The sequence below is a fragment of the Bradyrhizobium semiaridum genome, assembly GCF_020329505.1.
GTDB lineage: Bacteria > Pseudomonadota > Alphaproteobacteria > Rhizobiales > Xanthobacteraceae > Bradyrhizobium > Bradyrhizobium semiaridum.
The window spans coordinates 125,317-143,084 of the sequence record NZ_JAGKJJ010000010.1 but is presented as its reverse complement, the minus strand read 5'-3'; the positions used below and the strand labels follow the sequence as shown (position 1 = coordinate 143,084).

18 protein-coding genes are annotated in these 17,768 nt (G+C 65.9%); 9 read left to right on the top strand and 9 right to left on the bottom strand.

What is annotated here, in order from left to right; translation table 11 throughout:
* Positions 1–138 precede the first annotated feature (138 nt).
* The 3 genes from J6500_RS14685 to J6500_RS14675 all read left to right on the top strand — a co-directional run bounded on the left by J6500_RS14685 (position 139) and on the right by J6500_RS14675 (position 3,541).
* Positions 139–1,485: an ABC transporter substrate-binding protein gene (locus tag J6500_RS14685; RefSeq protein WP_225713414.1), complete on the top strand. Its 1,347-nt coding sequence runs from the start codon at positions 139–141 to the stop codon at positions 1,483–1,485.
* A gap of 204 nt (positions 1,486–1,689) precedes the next feature.
* A complete protein-coding gene (locus tag J6500_RS14680) occupies positions 1,690–2,646 on the top strand; it encodes a carbohydrate ABC transporter permease (protein ID WP_225713413.1) in 957 nt (318 codons plus the stop codon).
* 52 nt (positions 2,647–2,698) lie between these two features.
* On the top strand, positions 2,699–3,541 hold the full coding sequence (locus J6500_RS14675; RefSeq protein ID WP_376707807.1) for a carbohydrate ABC transporter permease: 843 nt from the start codon (positions 2,699–2,701) through the stop codon (positions 3,539–3,541).
* A 301-nt stretch (positions 3,542–3,842) separates the two neighbouring features.
* Here the strand turns inward: J6500_RS14675 and J6500_RS14670 are convergent, their stop codons facing one another.
* The 7 genes from J6500_RS14670 to J6500_RS32095 form a co-directional block, all read right to left on the bottom strand.
* Entirely contained in the window at positions 3,843–4,667 is an 825-nt protein-coding gene (locus tag J6500_RS14670) for an energy transducer TonB family protein (RefSeq protein ID WP_512699711.1), read from the bottom strand.
* Entirely contained in the window at positions 4,667–5,113 is a 447-nt protein-coding gene (gene exbD / locus J6500_RS14665; protein WP_225713410.1) for a TonB system transport protein ExbD, read from the bottom strand. Before exbD ends, J6500_RS14670 begins: the two co-directional genes overlap by 1 nt.
* A gap of 3 nt (positions 5,114–5,116) precedes the next feature.
* Positions 5,117–5,911, bottom strand: coding sequence for a tonB-system energizer ExbB (gene exbB, locus J6500_RS14660; RefSeq protein ID WP_225713409.1), 795 nt, complete (start codon positions 5,909–5,911; stop codon positions 5,117–5,119).
* Positions 5,912–5,967: 56 nt separating this feature from the next.
* Positions 5,968–6,477: a heme utilization cystosolic carrier protein HutX gene (gene hutX, locus J6500_RS14655; RefSeq protein WP_225713408.1), complete on the bottom strand. Its 510-nt coding sequence runs from the start codon at positions 6,475–6,477 to the stop codon at positions 5,968–5,970.
* 11 nt (positions 6,478–6,488) lie between these two features.
* Positions 6,489–6,824 (bottom strand): heme-degrading protein HmuQ, encoded by a 336-nt coding sequence (gene hmuQ, locus J6500_RS14650; RefSeq protein WP_225713407.1) that lies wholly within the window; start codon positions 6,822–6,824, stop codon positions 6,489–6,491.
* A gap of 140 nt (positions 6,825–6,964) precedes the next feature.
* Entirely contained in the window at positions 6,965–9,310 is a 2,346-nt protein-coding gene (locus J6500_RS14645) for a TonB-dependent hemoglobin/transferrin/lactoferrin family receptor (protein ID WP_225713406.1), read from the bottom strand.
* A 216-nt stretch (positions 9,311–9,526) separates the two neighbouring features.
* Complete coding sequence (locus J6500_RS32095; RefSeq protein ID WP_312018217.1) at positions 9,527–9,658, bottom strand: hypothetical protein; 132 nt, start codon at positions 9,656–9,658, stop codon at positions 9,527–9,529.
* Between J6500_RS32095 and hemP the strand changes: the two genes are divergently transcribed.
* The 5 genes from hemP (at position 9,606) to J6500_RS14620 (ending at position 14,098) form a co-directional block, all read left to right on the top strand.
* Positions 9,606–9,782 carry a hemin uptake protein HemP gene (gene hemP / locus J6500_RS14640; protein WP_225713488.1) on the top strand — a complete coding sequence of 59 codons (177 nt, stop codon included), beginning with the start codon at positions 9,606–9,608 and terminating at the stop codon, positions 9,780–9,782. The genes J6500_RS32095 and hemP overlap by 53 nt on opposite strands.
* A gap of 8 nt (positions 9,783–9,790) precedes the next feature.
* Positions 9,791–10,735, top strand: coding sequence for a heme/hemin ABC transporter substrate-binding protein (locus J6500_RS14635; RefSeq protein WP_225713405.1), 945 nt, complete (start codon positions 9,791–9,793; stop codon positions 10,733–10,735).
* Entirely contained in the window at positions 10,732–11,832 is a 1,101-nt protein-coding gene (locus tag J6500_RS14630; RefSeq protein WP_225713404.1) for a FecCD family ABC transporter permease, read from the top strand. The genes J6500_RS14635 and J6500_RS14630 overlap by 4 nt, the downstream gene beginning before the upstream one ends.
* Positions 11,829–12,620 (top strand): heme ABC transporter ATP-binding protein, encoded by a 792-nt coding sequence (locus J6500_RS14625; RefSeq protein ID WP_225713403.1) that lies wholly within the window; start codon positions 11,829–11,831, stop codon positions 12,618–12,620. The genes J6500_RS14630 and J6500_RS14625 overlap by 4 nt, the downstream gene beginning before the upstream one ends.
* Before the next feature lie 125 nt (positions 12,621–12,745).
* Positions 12,746–14,098: an esterase-like activity of phytase family protein gene (locus J6500_RS14620; RefSeq protein ID WP_225713402.1), complete on the top strand. Its 1,353-nt coding sequence runs from the start codon at positions 12,746–12,748 to the stop codon at positions 14,096–14,098.
* A gap of 274 nt (positions 14,099–14,372) precedes the next feature.
* On the opposite strand, the gene J6500_RS14615 is transcribed toward J6500_RS14620, so the two are convergent.
* Positions 14,373–16,034: a mucoidy inhibitor MuiA family protein gene (locus tag J6500_RS14615; RefSeq protein ID WP_225713401.1), complete on the bottom strand. Its 1,662-nt coding sequence runs from the start codon at positions 16,032–16,034 to the stop codon at positions 14,373–14,375.
* Positions 16,035–16,138: 104 nt separating this feature from the next.
* Between J6500_RS14615 and J6500_RS14610 the strand changes: the two genes are divergently transcribed.
* Complete coding sequence (locus tag J6500_RS14610; RefSeq protein ID WP_225713400.1) at positions 16,139–16,354, top strand: hypothetical protein; 216 nt, start codon at positions 16,139–16,141, stop codon at positions 16,352–16,354.
* 62 nt (positions 16,355–16,416) lie between these two features.
* On the opposite strand, the gene J6500_RS14605 is transcribed toward J6500_RS14610, so the two are convergent.
* Positions 16,417–17,589 (bottom strand): thiolase family protein, encoded by a 1,173-nt coding sequence (locus tag J6500_RS14605; protein ID WP_225713399.1) that lies wholly within the window; start codon positions 17,587–17,589, stop codon positions 16,417–16,419.
* Positions 17,590–17,768: the final 179 nt, after the last annotated feature.

Below are 17,768 nucleotides of genomic sequence, written 5' to 3'. Positions count from 1 at the left end.
CCCGCATTGATGCGGGTTGGTTCGCGTGACGAAGACGCAGCAGGACTGCCAGGATACGAGCTGCGAGGATACAAGACTGCCAAAGAGCCCTTCACCGGCGAGCAACGCCGGGAAGGTAACAAGAAAATGGAGGAATGAATGAGGAACGACCTCACCCGTCGTGATGCGTTGGCGCTGGGTCTGTCTGCCGCGGCGCTGGCCGCAACCGGCGCTTCGGCGCAGGAGGCGTCGAAGGTGAAGGCGGCCGACGCCGCCGCGCCGTCGCTGCCGATCGAAAAAGGCGCGTCCCTGCGCATGCTGCGCCCGGTGCGCTTCGTCCAGGCCGACGAAGACGTGTTCCGCGCCAATGCCAAGAAGTTCACCGACAAGACCGGCGTCGAGATCAAGGTCGATTTCGTCGGCTGGGAAGACATCAACCAGCAGACTGCGGTGACCTCGAACTCCGGCGCCGGGCCCGACATCATCATCGGATTCGGCGACGCTCCGCACATCTATATCGACAAGCTGATCGAGTTGACCGATGTCGCCGACTATCTCGGCAAACGCTATGGCGGCTGGCTCGCGCTGGCGCAGCGCTACGGCATGCGCTCGAAGTCCAAGAGCTGGGTCGGCTTGCCGTTCGGCGCCTCGGGCGGCCCGCTGGTCTATCGCAAGTCGATCGTGCAGGCGGCCGGCTACGACAAGGTGCCGGAAGATCACGCCGGCATCCTCGAGCTCTGCAAGAAGCTGAAGGCCGCCGGCAAACCCGCGGGCTTTGCGCTCGGCAACGCCGTCGGCGACGGCAACGGCTTCGCCAACTGGCTGTTGTGGTCGCACAACGCCGCGCTGCTCGATGAGGAAGGCAACATCATCATCAACAGCAAGGAGACCATCGCCGCGCTGAAGTATCTGAAGGAGCTGTATCCGACCTTCATCGCCGGCACGCCGTCCTGGAACGACGTCTCCAACAACCGCGCCTACTCCTCGCAGGAGATCGGCCTGACTGCCAATGGCGTTTCGCTCTACTTCTCGCTGAAGAACGATCCCGCAACCAAGGCGATCGCCGACGATACCGAACATCAGCTGCTGCCGAAGGGACTGGCCTCGACCTCGCCGATGTCGGGCCTCACCCTGAACGCGATGGTGTTCAAGCACTCGCAGTATCCCAATGCGGCAAAGGCGTTCCTGCAGTTCATGCTGGAGCACGAACAGTACGAGCCGTGGCTGAACGCCAACTCCGGCTACTGGTCGCAGCCGCTGGCGGCCTATGCCGACGCGGCGGTGTGGTCCGGCGACCCCAAGGTCAAGCTGTTCAAGGACACGATGCGGAGCCCTTACTACAACGGCTACAAGGGCCCAATCTCGACCGCGACCGGCGCCGTCAACGCCGACTACGTGCTGGTGCAGATGTGCGCCTCAGTGGCGACCGATGCCGCTACGCCGGAAGCCGCGGCAGCCGAAGCCGAGCAGCGCGCCAAGCGGTACTTCCGGCGGCAAGGCCGGTAGGCAACGTTCATTGAACTGCGGAATGAGATCAACCGTCATTGCCAGCCAACGGGTCGGCGCGCAGCGCCGCCCGATGAGAGGCTCCACGAACCAATCCATCGCGCCACAAGGAAGAAATGGATTGCTTCGTCTGCGGAGTTCATCATCGGGCCGGCCAAGGCCGGACCCGTTGGCTCCCCGCAATGTCGAAACGGCGAGCATTCAATGTCCGTAACAACAATATCGTCCCGCACCTACGCGCAGCGCCAGCCGAACTGGCTGGTACGGCTGTTCGACTACAAGCCGTTTCTGATCGCGATGTGCCTTGCGCCCGCGATCGGCCTGCTCGCGGTGTTCCTGACCTATCCGCTCGGCCTTGGCGTCTGGCTCGCCTTCACCGACACCACGATCGGCCAGCGCGGCATCTTCATCGGGCTGGAGAACTTCCAGTACCTGCTCAAGGATCCCTTGTGGTGGAACGCGGTGTTCTACTCGATCTTCTACACCGCGGTTGCGACCTTCGGGAAATTCGCGCTCGGTTTCTGGCTGGCGCTGCTGCTCAACAATCATTTCCCGCTCAAGAGCCTGGTCCGCGCCATCGTGCTGCTGCCGTGGATCGTGCCGACGGTGCTGTCGGCGTTGGCGTTCTGGTGGATCTACGATCCGCAGTTCTCGATCATCTCTTATCTCTTGGTCGACGTGCTGCATCTCCGGGACAGCAATGTCGACTTTCTCGGCTCGCCCTGGCCGGCGCGGTTCTCGCTGATCGTCGCCAATATCTGGCGCGGCATCCCGTTCGTGGCGATCTCGCTGTTGGCGGGGCTGCAGACCATCTCGCCCTCGCTCTACGAGGCCGCGATGCTCGACGGCGCCACGTCGTGGCAGCGCTTCCGCTACATCACCTTCCCGATGATGATGCCGATCCTCGCCATCGTGATGACGTTCTCGATCATCTTCACCTTCACCGATTTCCAGCTGGTCTACGCCATCACCCGCGGCGGCCCGGTCAACTCGACCCACCTGCTGGCGACATTGGCGTTCCAGCGCGGCATCGCCGGCGGCGAGCTCGGCGAAGGCGCGGCGATTGCGGTGTCGATGATCCCGTTCCTGGTGTTCGCGACGTTGTTCAGCTACTTCGGCCTCGCGCGCCGCAAATGGCAGCAGGGAGAAGCCAATGACTGACGTCACCGCCTCACCGGGCAACAGCAACGTTGCCAGCGCCACGCCCGACACGATGGCGTGGGATTCCCGCGCGCGGCGCGTGGTGATGATCTATCTGCCGCTCGCCTGCTTCATCGTGATCCTGCTGTTCCCGTTCTACTGGATGGCGGTCACCTCGTTCAAACCGAACGCGGAGCTGCTGAACTACAAGGAGCACAATCCGTTCTGGATCACCTCGCCGACGCTCCTGCATATCAAGCATCTGCTGTTCGAGACCTCGTACCCGCGCTGGCTGAAGACCACGATGATGGTGGCGATCTGCTCGACGTTCCTGTCGCTGTTCGCCTCGACTCTAGCCGCCTATGCGATCGAGCGGCTGCGCTTCCGCGGCAGTCCCTATGTCGGCCTTGGCATCTACCTCGCCTACCTGGTGCCGCCATCGATCCTGTTCATCCCGCTTGCGACCGTGATCGTGCAGTTCGGCCTGTTCGATTCCCCGCTGGCGCTGATCCTGGTCTATCCGACCTTCCTGGTGCCGTTCTGCACCTGGCTGCTGATCGGCTATTTCAAGTCGATCCCCTATGAGCTCGAGGAATGCGCGCTGGTCGACGGCGCGACGCGGCTGCAGATCCTGCGCCGGATCACGTTGCCGCTGGCGGTACCCGGCCTGATCTCGGCCGGCATCTTCTCCTTCACGCTGTCGTGGAACGAGTTCATCTACGCCCTCGCCTTCATCCAGAGCGGCGCCAACAAGACGGTGCCGGTCGCAATCGTCACCGAGCTGATCACCGGCGACGTCTACCAGTGGGGGGCGCTGATGGCCGGCTCCCTGCTCGGCTCGCTGCCGGTCGCGCTGTTCTACTCGCTGTTCGTCGACTATTACGTGTCGTCGCTGACGGGCGCCGTGAAGGAGTAAGCGCGGTGCGCCTTCATTTGGTCGAAGCGCGCTCATTCTCGCCCCATCGTCCTGAGAGGGTGTGACGGGTGGGTTTGCTCAATTTACTCGGTGTCATCGCCCGATCCATGTGCGCAATTGCGCACAGGCCGGGCGCGATGACAGCGTGGGTGGGACAAAGCTTCACACCCTCTCAGGGTGACGGTGATAAATAAGGTGCGCCGACCCTATCCACGTCATTGCGGGCGAAGCGAAGCAATCCACTCCGCCACATGCGCGGCGGCATGGACCGAACTCGCAATGACGGGAATGCCGCGGAGAACTACCGCGGCACGAATGCGACCGGCACGGTGAAGCCGATCGCGCCCTGCGCGACCTCCGGCGGGATCGGGGGAAACGGCTGGGCCTGGCGCACCATCGCCATCGCGCGGGCGTCGAACGCTGGATTGCCGGAGGAGCCGCCGACCCGGCTCGACAGCACCTGCCCGCCGCGGCCGAGCGAGAATGTCAGCCGCACCACGCCGCGCTGGCCACGGCCCTCGGGAGGATAGGACTGGAATCGCATCAGATGCGCGCGAACCCGCGCATTGTAGGCCGCCAGCGCCGAGGCAGACGCGCCGGCACTGATCGCGGACGTGACCGGCGCCTGGCGTTCGGCCCGGCTCGGCGCACTGGTGCGCGGCGCCGGCGTCGCCTCGGACGGCTTCCTGGCGTCGCGGCGGACCACCTTGGGCTTGACCGGCTCCGGCTTCCGCTCGGGAATGACCTTTGAAGGCTCCGGCTTCGGCGGCTCCGCCTGCTGTTTCTGCTCCGGCGGCGCCACGACCTCGGGCTTCTCCTGGAGCGGCGTCGGCGCGATCTCCTGTACCGGCTGGGCGGCGGCAGGCTCCGGCGGAGACGCGTCCGCCTCCTGCATCGCCGGACCCGGCGGCACCTCCATCGGCGAGATCTCCGGCGAAGACGTGGCCGGCGCCAGGTCGACCAGCACTGCCGGTACTGCGACGCCGGGCGGCGGCACGGTGACCCAGTGCATGCCGAGCGCGAGCACCGCGGCATGCGCTGCAAGGATCGCAACCGCCGACAGGCACCAGCGCAGCAGCCAGATGTCCTCGCTCGATACATGAAGCGCGTAAGCACTCATCGCGATCAGCTTCCGCCGTCGAGGCCGACCAGCGCGATCTTGAGATAGCCGGCGTTGCGCAACAGGTTCATCACCTCCATCAACTCGCCATAGCTGACCGCCTTGTCGGCGCGCAGGAAGATGCGCTCGTCCTTCCTGCCCTGCGTGGCGCCATCCAGAGCCGAGATCAGTGCGTCGCGCGCGATCACATCTTCACCGACAGCGACCGATAGGTCAGGCTTCACGGTGACGAACACCGGTTTGTCCGGCCGCGGCTGCGGCTCGGCCGTCGAGGCCGGCAGATCGACACCGAGATCGACGGTAGCGAGCGGCGCGGCCACCATGAAGATGATCAGCAGCACCAGCATCACGTCGATGAACGGCGTGACGTTGATCTCATGCGCCTCGACGAGATCGTCATCGGCGCGCCGCCGCCCGCCGAGTGCACCGCTCGAGCCGAGCTTCGCGGCCATCGCCTACTCCGCGGCCCGCGCCAGGCGGAACGGGTTGCGGTCGCCCTCGCGGCTGACCTGCAGCATCACCATGGCCGACGCGTCGCCGAGCAGCGCCCGGTAGGCCGCGATCGCGCGCGTCAAGTGATTGTAGATCACGACCGCCGGGATCGCGGCGACCAGGCCGAGCGCGGTCGCCAGCAGCGCCTCGGCGATGCCGGGCGCCACCACCGCCAGACTGGTGGTGTGGGCCTCCGAGATGCCGATGAAGGAATTCATGATGCCCCAGACCGTGCCGAACAGGCCGACGAACGGCGCGGTCGCGCCGATGGTGGCGAGCACGCCGGTGCCGCGCGCGATCTGCCGCGACATCGCCGCCTCGACCCGCTCCAGCCGCAGCGCGATGCGCTCCTTGAAGCCGTCGTCGAAGACGCCGCCGGAGAGCGCTGCCTCGCGCGCCGCCGACTGGATGATCTGTGCCACCGCATCGCTGGCCTCGCGGCTCGCCTGCTCGACCTCGGCCAGCCGCGTGTCGCGCGCGAGCAGGCCGATCCGCTGCCGGGCCAGCGCGCTCTTGCGGCGGATCTCGATGGTCTTGGCAAGCCACACCGTCCAGGTGACCAGCGAGGCAATGGCGAGCCCGATCATCACCGCCTTCACGACGATGTCGGCGCTCTGGAACATACCCCAGGGCGACAGGTTGCGCGGCAGAAGCGCGGTGTCCGATGCAGCGAGGCAGGCGGTTGGAAACGATGTTATCGCGAACGAGGCGATCGCGATCGATAGCCTACTTCCCCCGTCGAATGTCCTGCCACGCATATTTGCCTCCACGCGCCCGTGTCACCTCGCCCCGCTTGCGGGGAGAGGGAGAAGACTCAGCCCGCCTTCGGCGTGAGACGATCCGCCAGCGCATGGAAGCGCACCAGCTGGTCGCCGCGCAGCGCGCGGGTCTCGTCGCGGCCGACGAACACCTTGAACATGATGCCGCCATCGACATTGAGGAAGGCGATGAACGCCGACACCTTTCCCATGAAGAGCCGCTCGACGAATGCGATCGCCGCGCAGCGTTCGTGGCGGAGGTGGCCATGCAGGCCCTTCGGCTGCATCAGGTTGAAATAGCCGCGGCCGACCTCGCCCTTGGGAATGCTGCCGGTGAACTCGAAGATCGCGTCATCGGTGTGCACGATCAGCGTCACCTCGCCCCACTCCGCGATGTCGCCCATCGCGGCCGCGAACTCGCTGCCGCCGATCCGCACCATGCTCTCGGGCAATGCTTCGAGTACCGCGCGCGGCGTCACCTTGCGTTCGCGCGCGACGTCCTCGATGACCGCGCCGGGATTGTCGGCCATATAGGCCTTTAGTTCGGCGAACTCGGCGTTCAGCATCGACGCCTCCGTCACGCCGCGGCGCTCTTCGCCCGCTCGGTGATCAGCACCTCGAAGCCTTCGAACCGGGGATGACCGAGATAGAGGCTGCCGCCGGTCTCGTTGCCGGCGCGGGAATGGGCGCGGCGGAACGCCTCCGACTTGGTCCAGTCCTCGAACGCGGTTCTGCTGGCCCACACCGTGTGCGTCGCATAGAGCGTGTGGTCCTCGGCCTCGGGGCCCTTCACCAGATGAAACTCGATGAAACCGGGCAGATCGCCGAGATAGGATTCGCGCGTCCGCCAGACCGTTTCGAACGCGTCCTCCTTGCCCTTGATCACCTGGAACCGGTTCATAGCGATGAACATGAATAGCTTCTCCTGTTTGGCGGCGGGCGCCCGATGGCGGTCCTGCCGGCTGGTCTCGTTGATAGCACGAACGCGCCAAGGCCGCGCTGGGGGCACCAGCGCGGCCGGAGCAACTTGGATGGAATGATCGGCTCGTCGCGTTACGCTCCACCTAGGTGAATCTTCAGCCCGGCCTTGTAGACGGTTCCCGGACCGGGGCTCGAAAACAGCACGTCGTTCTGCGTCTGGCCGTCGGTCGAGGAGCCCGGGATCGCATAAGGCCGGTAATACTGGTTCAGGAGGTTATCGACCGACGCCGTGAAGGTGATGTCCTTGGTGGCGTTCCAGGTCAGATAGAGATTGACGAGATCGTAAGCGGTCGAGGGCACGTAGCCCGCCGGCAGATCGTTGTTGGCGCCGAACGAGGCCCATTGCATCGAGAGGATCAGTGTGCGGTCGAGCAGCCGCACGCCGGCCGTGGTCGTCACCTTGCGCGGTGTGATGGTGGCGAGCCCGACATTGGTCTGAGTGTTCTTGCCGCGCATCAGATGGCCGGCGACGCCGAGGAACCAATCGCCCGCGTCATACATCGTCTCGAGCTCAAAGCCCTCGATGCGGGCGTGGGCGATGTTCTGATACTGGTAGAACTGGCTGAACGAGCCGAACGGCGTCCTGGTCGGTGCCGAGGCGACGAGATCGATATAGCCGTCGACATCGTTGCGGAACACATTGATCTTGCCGCGGAACGAGTCGCTCGCGGAGAAGATGCCGTCATACTTCAGATTGACGCCGGCTTCCTTGTTCTTGCCGACCTCGGGCCGCAGCGCCGGATTCGGCAGGAAGCAGAACAGGCCGCTGGTGCCGTCCGGACAGTTGAACAGCGCCGGGCCGCCGCCAGTGGCGTGGCCGCCGGCGATCAGCGTCTCGGTGATCGACGGCGCGCGGTAGCCTTCGGCGTAACTCACATAGGGCGTGAAGCCCGCCACCGGCGTGACGCCGGCCGTGATCTTCGGCGACAGCCGGTCGCCGTCGGTCGAGGTCTTGATCGAGGTGAGCTCATAGCGGTCGTAGCGAACCGCGCTGACGATCTCGAGCCAGGTCGAGTAATTCTGCTTCAACTGCACGAAGCCGCCCGACACCGTGCGCTGACCGCCCGGCGTCGTGATGTTGGAGTTGCCGCGTTGATCGAAAGTCTCGACATCGTCGCGGAACGTATCGAAGCCGTAGGTCACGGCGTTGCGCCAGTCGCCGAAGTTGAAGCGCGAGGTGTTGTTGACGTCGAGGCCGACGGTGTCGAGCGAGTAGCCGCGCTTGTCGCCGACGCAGCCGGAGATGTTGTTGCCGGGATTGGCCAGCGTGCAGACGCCGCCGCCGGTGGTGATGCGGTTGTTGTAGGTCTTGACCTGGTCGTTATCGATGCGGTTGCCGTAGACCGAGATGTTCCAGTCGAACAGCATGTCGTCGGGCTTGGCGTATTTCCAGCTCAGCGTGCCGGTGTAGTTCTTGGCATCGGAGGCATAGACCGAGGAGCCGGCGATCGCCGCCAGCGGCGCCGCCGTGGTGGTCGGGCCGCGGTTCGGCTGGCCGATATTGTACTGATAATCCTGGAAGATGCCGCCGATCTTGAACTCGTGGCCTTCGGCCGGGCGGATCGTCACCTTCATCAGGCCGGCGGTGATGTCGTTGCCGGTGTTGCCGATCTCGGTGCCGTCGCCGTCCTTGTAGTTGGATTGGGTGCGATAGACCGCGCCGCCGAACACGTCGACATCGGGATCGGCGCGCACGCCGCCGAACACCGAGCCCATGCCGCGGTCCTTGTTGGTGCCGTAGGATCCGCTCATGTCGACGCCCCAGCGCTCGCCGGGACGCAGCACGTCGTCGATGTCCTTGGTGCGGAACGCAACCACGCCGCCGATTGCGCCGGAGCCGTAGATGTTCGCGGTCGGACCGCGCACCACGTCGACGCCGCCGATCAGCTCGGGATCGAGGAAGAACGAGCCGTTGGCGTTGTGGCCGGTGCGCTGATAGTTCTGCCGCGCGCCGTCGACCACGACCGCGACGCGGCCGAAATCCTGCAGGCCGCGGATGTTGATCACGGTCGACGGATCGTCGCCGCGCTCCTGGAACGCGACGCCGGGCACGCTGTAGAAGATGTCGGAGGTGCGGTTCGGCTGCAGCCCCTGGATCTTCTCCAGGGTCACCGTGCTGACCGGCGCCAGCGCATCGATCGCGCGCTCCTCGGTCTTCGATGCCACGACCGTGATGGTGTCGAGCGACTGCACCGGCACCGCGCCAATCTGCGCACGCGCATTCATCACCGGCGAGGCGGCCTGCTGCACAGGTTGCGGCTTCGGTTTGCGCTTGGCCTGCTTCGGCCGTTCGGCCGCCGGACGCGCCGCGGATGAATCCGCGGTCTGTGCGCGGCTGCCCTCCGGCAGCGTTGCCGCAAATGAAAACACTGACGCGCCCAAAATCAGGGCGCGCGAATACCTAGCCCCGTCAGCCATAAGCCCAGCCCGATGATCGCTTGTTCTGGTTTGGCTGGCGTGCGCTCAGGCGAGCTTGCTGGCTCGAGCGGCTTGCTGGCTAACGCGTTACGATGCCCGGCAACCCCGCCCGCATCGTCATGATTGGTTACGTCCCGGCAACAAAGCGGTCAAGAATGCGGCGGCGCTGTTTATATCGATTGTAAAATGCACCTGTTGGAATGCGGCTTGGCCCACTTATACAAACAGGAAACATTTGAAATTCTCGAGGCGCAGCACCAGCACAATGTCGGCACCTTCCGGAGACAAGATCGGCGTGGCCGGCACCCAGGCGGAGACCCCTTCCGAGACAGGCAAGATGCTCATCATGCGCGGGAATCGTCTCGACAGCCGCGAGCTGTTTTCCTCCGAGCGCGAGATCATCATCGTGCATGGCGAGGAGACCTACCGGCTGCGGCTGACCTCGCAGAACAAGCTGATCCTGACCAAGTGACCGCATCGATGACAATTTGTCGCACGCTCGCTCTGCTCGCTCTTCTGCTGCCCGCGGCGACAGCCAGCGCCGAGGGCATCACGGTGCATGACGCACGCGACCGCGACGTCGTGATCGACAATCCTGCGCGGATCGTCTCGATCGGCGGCGCGATCACCGAGATCCTCTATGCGCTCGGCTTCGAGGATCGCATCGCCGGCGTCGATGCGACCAGCCTCTATCCGCCGTCGGCGCTGCGCGAAAAACCCGACGTCGGCTACATGCGCCAGCTGTCGCCCGAGGGCGTGCTCGGCCTCCACCCGTCGCTGGTGCTGGCGGTGCAGGGCTCCGGCCCGAAGGAGACTATGGACGTGCTCGAAGCGGCCAAGGTGCCGCTGGTGCTGGTGCCCGAGACGTTCTCCGAGGCTGGGCTGGTCGAGAAGATCAGGCTGGTCGGTCACGCGATGGGCGCCGATCCGCGCGCCGCCTGCCTCTCCGCCGCGGTGGAAGCCGATCTTGCGCAATTGCGTGTATTGCGCGCCAAGGTGACGAAGCCGGTGCGCGTGATGTTCGTGATGTCGATGGTGAATGGCCGCGCCCTCGCGGCGGGCCACAAGACCGCGGCGGACGAGATCATCCAGCTCGCCGGCGGCATCAACGCGATCGACGGCTATGACGGCTACAAGCCGGTCAACGACGAGGCGATCGTGGCCGCCAAGCCGGACGTCGTGCTGTCGATCGAGCGCGGCAAGGATTCGCCCAACGCCGATGCGGTGTTCGCGCATCCGGCCTTTGCGCTGACGCCGGTCGCGGCCAACAAGGCCTTCATCTCGATGGAAGGACTCTATCTGCTCGGCTTCGGGCCGCGCACCGCCGCCGCCGCGCGCGATCTCTCGATCAGGCTCTATCCGGCGCTGGCACCGCAGGCCGAGAGCTTCAGGCCGGCGGCGTCGACCGCGAATTGTCGGCAATGAGCGCGGTGGCCGAGCGTCCTGCGCGCGCCGATCAAGACCGCGGCGGCACATCGCTGCGGCCGGCCGCGACACTCACCATCCTCTGCCTGCTCGCCGCGCTCGCCGGCGCCGCACTGATCGCGCTGACAGTCGGCGCCGCCGGCATTCCGCTGGCGCGGCTTCCGGCCGCGCTCGGGCTGTGGGCCGATGGCACCGCCGGCCCGCTGCAGGCCCGCGACCAGCTCGTCGTGTGGTCGATCCGCATCCCGCGGATCGCCGCCGCCGCGATGGTCGGCGCGCTGCTCGCGACGTCGGGCGCGATCATGCAGGGCCTGTTCCGCAACCCGCTGGCCGATCCCGCGCTGGTCGGCGTCTCCTCGGGCGGCGCCTTTGCCGCGGCGGCCGCGATCGTGTTCACCGATAGCCGCTTCGGCGCGAGCCTGTATTTCATGCAGCACCAATTGCTGCCGGTCGCGGCGTTCGCGGGGTCGCTGGTGACGACCATCGTCCTCTACGCCATCGCCAGCCGCGGCGGGCGGACCTCGATCGCGATCTTCCTGCTCGGCGGCCTCGCGCTCGCCGCGATCGCCAATGCCGGCATCGGGCTATTGGTGTTCGTCGCCGACGACCGCCAGCTCCGCGACATCACCTTCTGGCTGCTGGGCTCGCTGAGCGGCGCGACCTGGAGCAAGCTGACGACCTTGGCACCTGTGCTCGTGATTGCTCTGATCGCCTGCCACTCGGTCGCGCGCGGGCTGGACGTGCTGGTGCTCGGCGAGGCCGAGGCATTTCATAGCGGCGTGGATGTCGAGCAGCTGAAGCGGATCTCGATCGTGCTGGTATCGGCGATGATCGGCGTCGCCGTCTCGATCTGCGGCGTGATCAGCTTCGTCGGCATCGTGGTGCCGCATTTGCTGCGGCTGGTGATCGGGCCGGGGCATCGCCTGCTGCTGCCGGCCTCGGCGATATCAGGCGCCGTGCTGCTGGTTGGTGCCGATACGGTGGCGCGCACCATCGTCGCGCCCGCGGAAATGCCGATCGGCATCTTGACCGCCGCGATCGGCGCACCGTTCTTCCTTGCCATGCTGTTGCGCCAGCGCGGTCTGGTGTCGCTATGAGCGCCCTGCTCGCGGCGCAGTCGGTGTCGATGGCGGTCGGCCGCGCGACGCTGGTCGATGACGTGTCGCTCGAGATCAGCGCCGGCGAGATGGTCGCGATCGTCGGCCCCAACGGTGCCGGCAAATCGACCTTGCTGCGGATGTTGTCCGGCGATCTCCGGCCGTCGCGCGGCATGATCCGGCTCAAGCAGCGTGACCTGCACGCCTATCGGCCGCGCGAGCTGGCGCAGCACCGCGCGATGCTGTCGCAGCATGTCAACGTCACCTTCCCGTTCACGGTCGAGGAGATCGTCACCATGGGCGCCGGCGAGAGTCCGCGGGCCGTGGCGCGTGGGCTGGTGGAGGCCGCGCTCGACGAGGTCGGGCTGACGCAGTTCCGTTTCCGGCAGCTGCCGACGCTGTCCGGCGGCGAACAGCAGCGCGCGCATTTCGCCCGCGTGCTGGTGCAGCTCGCCTGCGGCGAGGCCCGGCACGGGCCTGGGCTCGTGCTGCTGGACGAGCCGACATCGAGCCTCGACCTGCGGCACCAGATCGACCTCGTCGAGACGGCGCGGCGGCGCGCCGCACAGGGCACCGCGGTGATCGCGATCCTGCACGACCTCAACCTGGCGATGCGGTTCGCCGATCGCGTCCTGCTGCTGCATCGCGGCCGGCTCGCCATCGATGGCGACCGTACAGCGGCGGTGACGGCCGAGACCATCCGGCAGATCTTCGAGATCGACGCGGTGATCGCGCACACCGACCAAGGCGTGCCGTTCCTGCTGCCGCAGACCATGCGGCCGGTTTGAATGGCAACGGCGACCTAACGCCGCAACCCTTATCCCGCGACAAACACTGCCGTTCATAAATCTGTCAGGCGGCTGTAACAGGCGCCTCGGAGAACACCGCATCGTTTCTCTATTGGGAGGTCACCATGCGCCTGTCACTGCTCTGCTCCGTCGCGTCCGTCCTGCTCGCAACCAGCGCGTTCGCGCAAGGCGAAGGCGAATTTCCGGCGACGCTGGCGGGCCATGCCGTGATGCCGGCCGAGAGCTTCATCGAGGCGCCGGCGGATGCGCCCGCGGACCTGAAGACGTCAGGCAAATACACCACCGGCAAGCGCGTCGATGCGATCGGCACCGTGATGGGCAAATCCTACGAGCGGCCGACCGGCGTCTCGCTCCCGTTCAAGGGCCAGCCCCTGCAGGGCCATTCCGGCATCAAGGTGATGCCGGACGGCTCGTTCTGGGTGATCACCGACAACGGCATGGGCTCGCGCTACAACTCGGCCGACTCGATGCTGTACCTCAACCGCCACAAGATCGACTGGACGAGCGGCAAGATCGAGCGCCAGGAGACCGTCTTCCTGCACGATCCCGACAAGAAAGTGCCGTTCCGCATCGTGCACGAGGATACGACCAAGCGCTACCTCACCGGCGCAGACTTCGACACCGAAGGATTCCAGATCATCGGCGACACGTTCTGGATCGGCGACGAGTTCGGGCCCTACATCCTCAAGGCCGACAAGACCGGCAAGATCCTCGCCGTGTTCGAGACGATCGCCGACGGCAAGCCGGTGCGCTCGCCGGATCACTGGGCGGTGCAGTCGCCCGGCGCGCCCGGTGCCAGCTACAGCAACGTCAACCTGCGCCGCTCCAAGGGCTATGAGGGTTTTGCCGCCTCCAAGGACGGCAAGTTCCTCTACGGCCTGCTCGAAGGCCCGCTGTGGGATGCCGAGAAGAAGGACTGGGAGAAGGTCGACGGCAAGGAAGCCTCGCGCATCCTCGAATTCGATGTCGCCGCGGAGAAGTTCACCGGCCGCTATTGGCAATATGTGTTCGAGCAGAACGGCAATGCGATCGGCGATTTCAACATGATCGACCCGACCCAGGGCCTCGTCATCGAGCGCGACAATGGCGAAGGCATCGCCGACAAGGCCTGCCCGCAAGGCCAGCGCGGCGAGAACTGCTTCGCCGATCTCGCCAAGTTCAAGCGCGTCTACAAGATCGAGCTGTCCGATGCCAATGTCGGCAAGCCGGTGCGCAAGATCGCCTATATCGACCTGATGAAGATCCGCGATCCCGACAAGAAGGCGAAGAAGCCGCTCAATGACGGCGTGCTGGCCTTCCCGTTCTTCACCATCGAGAACGTCGATCGTGTCGACGACACCCACATCATCGTCGGCAACGACAACAACCTGCCATTCTCCTCGAGCCGCGACCCCAACAAGGCCGATGACGACGAGTTCGTGCTGCTCGAGGTCAGTGATTTCCTGAAGGCGAAGTGAGCGTGCTCCCTCTCCCCGCCCTTCGCGGGGAGAGGGTCGGGGTGAGGGGCCGCTTCAGCGAAGGCGGTGACAGCGAACTCGCGGAGAGTCCCCCTCACCCGGATCGCATTCATGCGATCCGACCTCTCCCCGCAGGCGGGGCGAGGTGAAGGCACCGCGCACAATTCCATCACCGTCATCCAAAGAGGGCGTGAAGCTTTGTCCCACCCACCGCTGTCATCGCCCAAAGGCCGGGACGACACCGAGTGTGTGGTGACGTCCGCAAGTCATATGCTCAGCCCGCCGGGACCATCACGACGCCCTTGTCTTTCGGCCAACGCATCCGCCAGCCGAAATTGATGTCTCTGCTATCACCCGGCTTGGCCTCGAACGCCCATTCCAGCACACCGCGCTTGTCGCGGACGTTGGTGGTGGTCGGCTGCGTCGACGACGGCAGCATCTCGACCACGATGTCTTCGGTCTCGCTGACCGGCAGCTGGTCCTGGATCGCGACCTTGATCGGGAAGTCGTGGCCGTTACGCACGATGGTCTTGAACGCGCGCTCGTCGGTCTTCGACGTCGTCACGAACAGGCCGGCGGACCCTTCGTTGCGCTTCAGCACCGTGCGCTCGATCTTGACTTTGTCGTCGGCGCCGAAGCCGAGCCGCACGGTCTCGTCCTTGGCGGCGGTCGCCATCCGGCTGCGTCCGACGAAGATGCCGTCGCGGTAGATCGCGACCAGCCCCGGCAGCAGCGGCGCATCGTCGGTCTGCACGAAGCTTGCTTCCAGGAATGCGGTCGGATCGATCACCGGGACCGCGCGGATCGCGAGATCCGGAGTGATCGTCGTCGTCGCGATGCGCAGGCTCTTTGCGCCTTCATTGGCGGCGACGCTGACGCGGCCGGGAATCTTGAAGGTGGCCTGGAAGGCGCCGGCGTCGGCGACCGCTTCCCGCTCGTCGGCGCGCTTGGCCATGTTTTCGGCCAGCTCCGGCGCCGGAGCCAGCGGAACGGCGCGCTGCTGAACGCTGTCGAAGGCCCGGCCCGCCGCCATCGGCCGCGGCACTTGCGGATATTGCACGAGCAGCGAATTGAGATCGGGCGCATTGCCGCCGCGGGCGACGCGCACGGTGGAGACGGCGAGCGCGACGTTCGACCAGTCCTCGCCGGTCGACTGGGTGATCTCGGCGCGGCGCACCAGCTCGATCACGGGCTTGCGGTCCTTGGCGCCGGTATCGAGACGGGCATCGTAGAGCGGCGTCCAACGGGCGTTGCGCACCGCATAGGTCACGCGCAGCGTCGCTTTGGTCGCAGCCGTGGAGGCAAGCTCGATCCGCACCTCGAACTTGCTCGAGGGCCTCGCGGCACGATCCGCGTCGAGCCGCGCGATCTCACGGTCGAGCTCGCGCTGCTTGCGCTTGGCCTCGCGGATCGCGTTGTCGGCGGTCGCGACCTCGTCGCCGACCGCGGAGAACGCAGCGCGCCACTCGCTCACCGGACGCGCCTCGCCCTTCTCGCCAAGCCCGACCGGCGACGCCTCGGCAAAACGCTCGGCAAATTTGCGCCGCGCCTCGGCCGAGATGATCATGCCTTGCAGATCCTCGCGCTGATCCTTCAGCGCCTCGATCCGCTTGTCGATCTCGGGCAGGTTCGCCGGCGGCGCCGGGCGCGGCGGGCGCGCATCGATCGCGCCGATCGTGAGCCGCGCGCCGGCATCGCCTTCCACCCGCAACGATGACGGATCGAGCCCAACAGGGAAATCCCTGGCGACAAGCGTGTTGTCGCCGGCTGGCAGGTCGAGCGTGATGACGCGGGTGACGCTCGCGCCATCGGGATAGACGGTGACGGCATCGACCTGCGACGCCGCATCGAGATCGGCCGCATGCAGCGGGCTTGCGACCAGCGCCGTCACCAGCACCAGGCTCGTGGTCACGAGATAGTTGGCAATCAATCGCATGATATCCCTCCGGAGTGCGCATCGCGCGAGATGTCGGAATGCGCCGGCTGCGCAGGCGCACCGCTTCTCGTGCGTGAGACGCGGCGAGGAAGGAACTGGTTCGATTGAGGATTCGGTGCGGCGCCGGCAAGGCGACGCCGCGGCCGCCGCGTGGCGCCGCGATGGCTTTACTGGTCAGCGTCCAGCCGCGCTGGAATGCGGCGATCCCGTCGGGCTTCGTGACCGGTGTCGCGGGAATGGCAACCGTGATCGCGCCACCAATGGCGAGCGCCGCATGCCGGCTCATGCTGATCACGCCGGAGCATCATAGTCCACAATGAAAAGCGGCCCGGCGTGATCCGCCGGGCCGCAACTGCTTCAGCCGATCAGGGCCGTCAGGCGCTCAGCTGTAGATCTCGAACAGGCCGGCGCCGCCCTGACCGCCACCGATGCACATGGTGACGACGCCCCACTTGGCCTTGCGGCGGCGGCCTTCCTGCAACAGGTGACCGGTCAGCCGGGCGCCGGTCATGCCGAAGGGATGGCCGATCGCGATCGAGCCGCCGTTGACGTTGTACTTCTCGGGATCAATGCCGAGCTGGTCGCGCGAATAGAGGCACTGGCTGGCGAAGGCCTCGTTGAGCTCCCAGAGATCGATATCGTCGATCTTCAGGCCCTGACGCTTGAGCAGCTTCGGCACGGCGTAGATCGGGCCGATGCCCATCTCGTCGGGCTCGCAGCCGGCCGAGGCCCAGGCCACGAAGCGGCCCATCGGGTTGAGGCCGCGCTTCTCGGCATCCTTGGCTTCCATCAGCACCACGGCGGCAGCGCCGTCGGAGAGCTGGCTGGCGTTGCCGGCGGTGATGTACTTGCCCGGGCCCTTCACCGGCTCGAGCTTGGCGAGACCTTCCAGCGTGGTTTCGGGACGGTTGCACTCGTCGCGGTCGACCACGTAGTCGACGATCGACTCGGCCTTGGTTGCCTTGTCGACCACCTTCATCTTGGTCTTCATCGGGACGATCTCGTCCTTGAACTTGTTGGCCTGCTGCGCGGCGGCCATGCGACGCTGCGACTCCAGCGAATACTCGTCCTGATATTCGCGAGACACCTTGTAGCGCTCGGCGACGATGTCGGCTGTGTCGATCATCGCCATGAAGATGTCGGGCGCGGTCTTGAGCAGGTCGGGATCGATCGACTCCTTCGGCGTGCCGCCGCCGGGGATCGAGATGCTCTCGACGCCGCCGGCGACGATGCAGTCGGATCCGTCGGAACGAATGCTGTTGGCGGCCATCGCGATGGTCTGCAGGCCCGACGAGCAGAAGCGGTTCACCGAGACGCCGGCGGTGGTCTTCGGCAGGCCGGCGAGCAGCGCCGCCTGCCGGCCGATGTTCGGCGCGCCATGCGCGCAATTGCCGAGATAGCAATCCTCGACATAATCTTTGTCGACGCCGGCGCGCTCGACGGCGTGCTTGATGGCATGCCCGGCCAGCGACATCGGCGGGGTGATGTTGAATCCGCCGCGGCCGGACTTCGCCAGGCCGGTGCGCGCGTAGGAAACGATGACGGCTTCACGCATTGTTTTCTCCCTTTGAGATCGCCGGATAGTGGCGCGTCTTGACGCCTTCGTACACCTAATTTCGGCCCGCACAACAGGAATACCAGCGGCCTTCGAACGACAAACGCCCCCTCCGGGTCCGAAGACGGCGTTCTGTTCCGCAGATCGGAATATTGGATGATACGAGATGGTGGCCTCGA

What these genes read in the sequence shown, in the direction of transcription:
- J6500_RS14685 (WP_225713414.1), top strand. Translation starts at nt 139, where the DNA reads ATGAGGAACGACCTCACCCGTCGTGATGCGTTGGCGCTGGGTCTGTCT.
- J6500_RS14680 (WP_225713413.1), top strand. Translation starts at nt 1,690, where the DNA reads ATGTCCGTAACAACAATATCGTCCCGCACCTACGCGCAGCGCCAGCCG.
- J6500_RS14675 (WP_376707807.1), top strand. Translation starts at nt 2,699, where the DNA reads ATGGCGTGGGATTCCCGCGCGCGGCGCGTGGTGATGATCTATCTGCCG.
- exbD (WP_225713410.1), bottom strand. Translation starts at nt 5,113, where the DNA reads ATGGCCGCGAAGCTCGGCTCGAGCGGTGCACTCGGCGGGCGGCGGCGC.
- exbB (WP_225713409.1), bottom strand. Translation starts at nt 5,911, where the DNA reads ATGCGTGGCAGGACATTCGACGGGGGAAGTAGGCTATCGATCGCGATC.
- hutX (WP_225713408.1), bottom strand. Translation starts at nt 6,477, where the DNA reads ATGCTGAACGCCGAGTTCGCCGAACTAAAGGCCTATATGGCCGACAAT.
- hmuQ (WP_225713407.1), bottom strand. Translation starts at nt 6,824, where the DNA reads ATGTTCATCGCTATGAACCGGTTCCAGGTGATCAAGGGCAAGGAGGAC.
- J6500_RS14645 (WP_225713406.1), bottom strand. Translation starts at nt 9,310, where the DNA reads ATGGCTGACGGGGCTAGGTATTCGCGCGCCCTGATTTTGGGCGCGTCA.
- J6500_RS32095 (WP_312018217.1), bottom strand. Translation starts at nt 9,658, where the DNA reads ATGATGAGCATCTTGCCTGTCTCGGAAGGGGTCTCCGCCTGGGTGCCG.
- J6500_RS14635 (WP_225713405.1), top strand. Translation starts at nt 9,791, where the DNA reads ATGACAATTTGTCGCACGCTCGCTCTGCTCGCTCTTCTGCTGCCCGCG.
- J6500_RS14630 (WP_225713404.1), top strand. Translation starts at nt 10,732, where the DNA reads ATGAGCGCGGTGGCCGAGCGTCCTGCGCGCGCCGATCAAGACCGCGGC.
- J6500_RS14625 (WP_225713403.1), top strand. Translation starts at nt 11,829, where the DNA reads ATGAGCGCCCTGCTCGCGGCGCAGTCGGTGTCGATGGCGGTCGGCCGC.
- J6500_RS14620 (WP_225713402.1), top strand. Translation starts at nt 12,746, where the DNA reads ATGCGCCTGTCACTGCTCTGCTCCGTCGCGTCCGTCCTGCTCGCAACC.
- J6500_RS14615 (WP_225713401.1), bottom strand. Translation starts at nt 16,034, where the DNA reads ATGCGATTGATTGCCAACTATCTCGTGACCACGAGCCTGGTGCTGGTG.
- J6500_RS14605 (WP_225713399.1), bottom strand. Translation starts at nt 17,589, where the DNA reads ATGCGTGAAGCCGTCATCGTTTCCTACGCGCGCACCGGCCTGGCGAAG.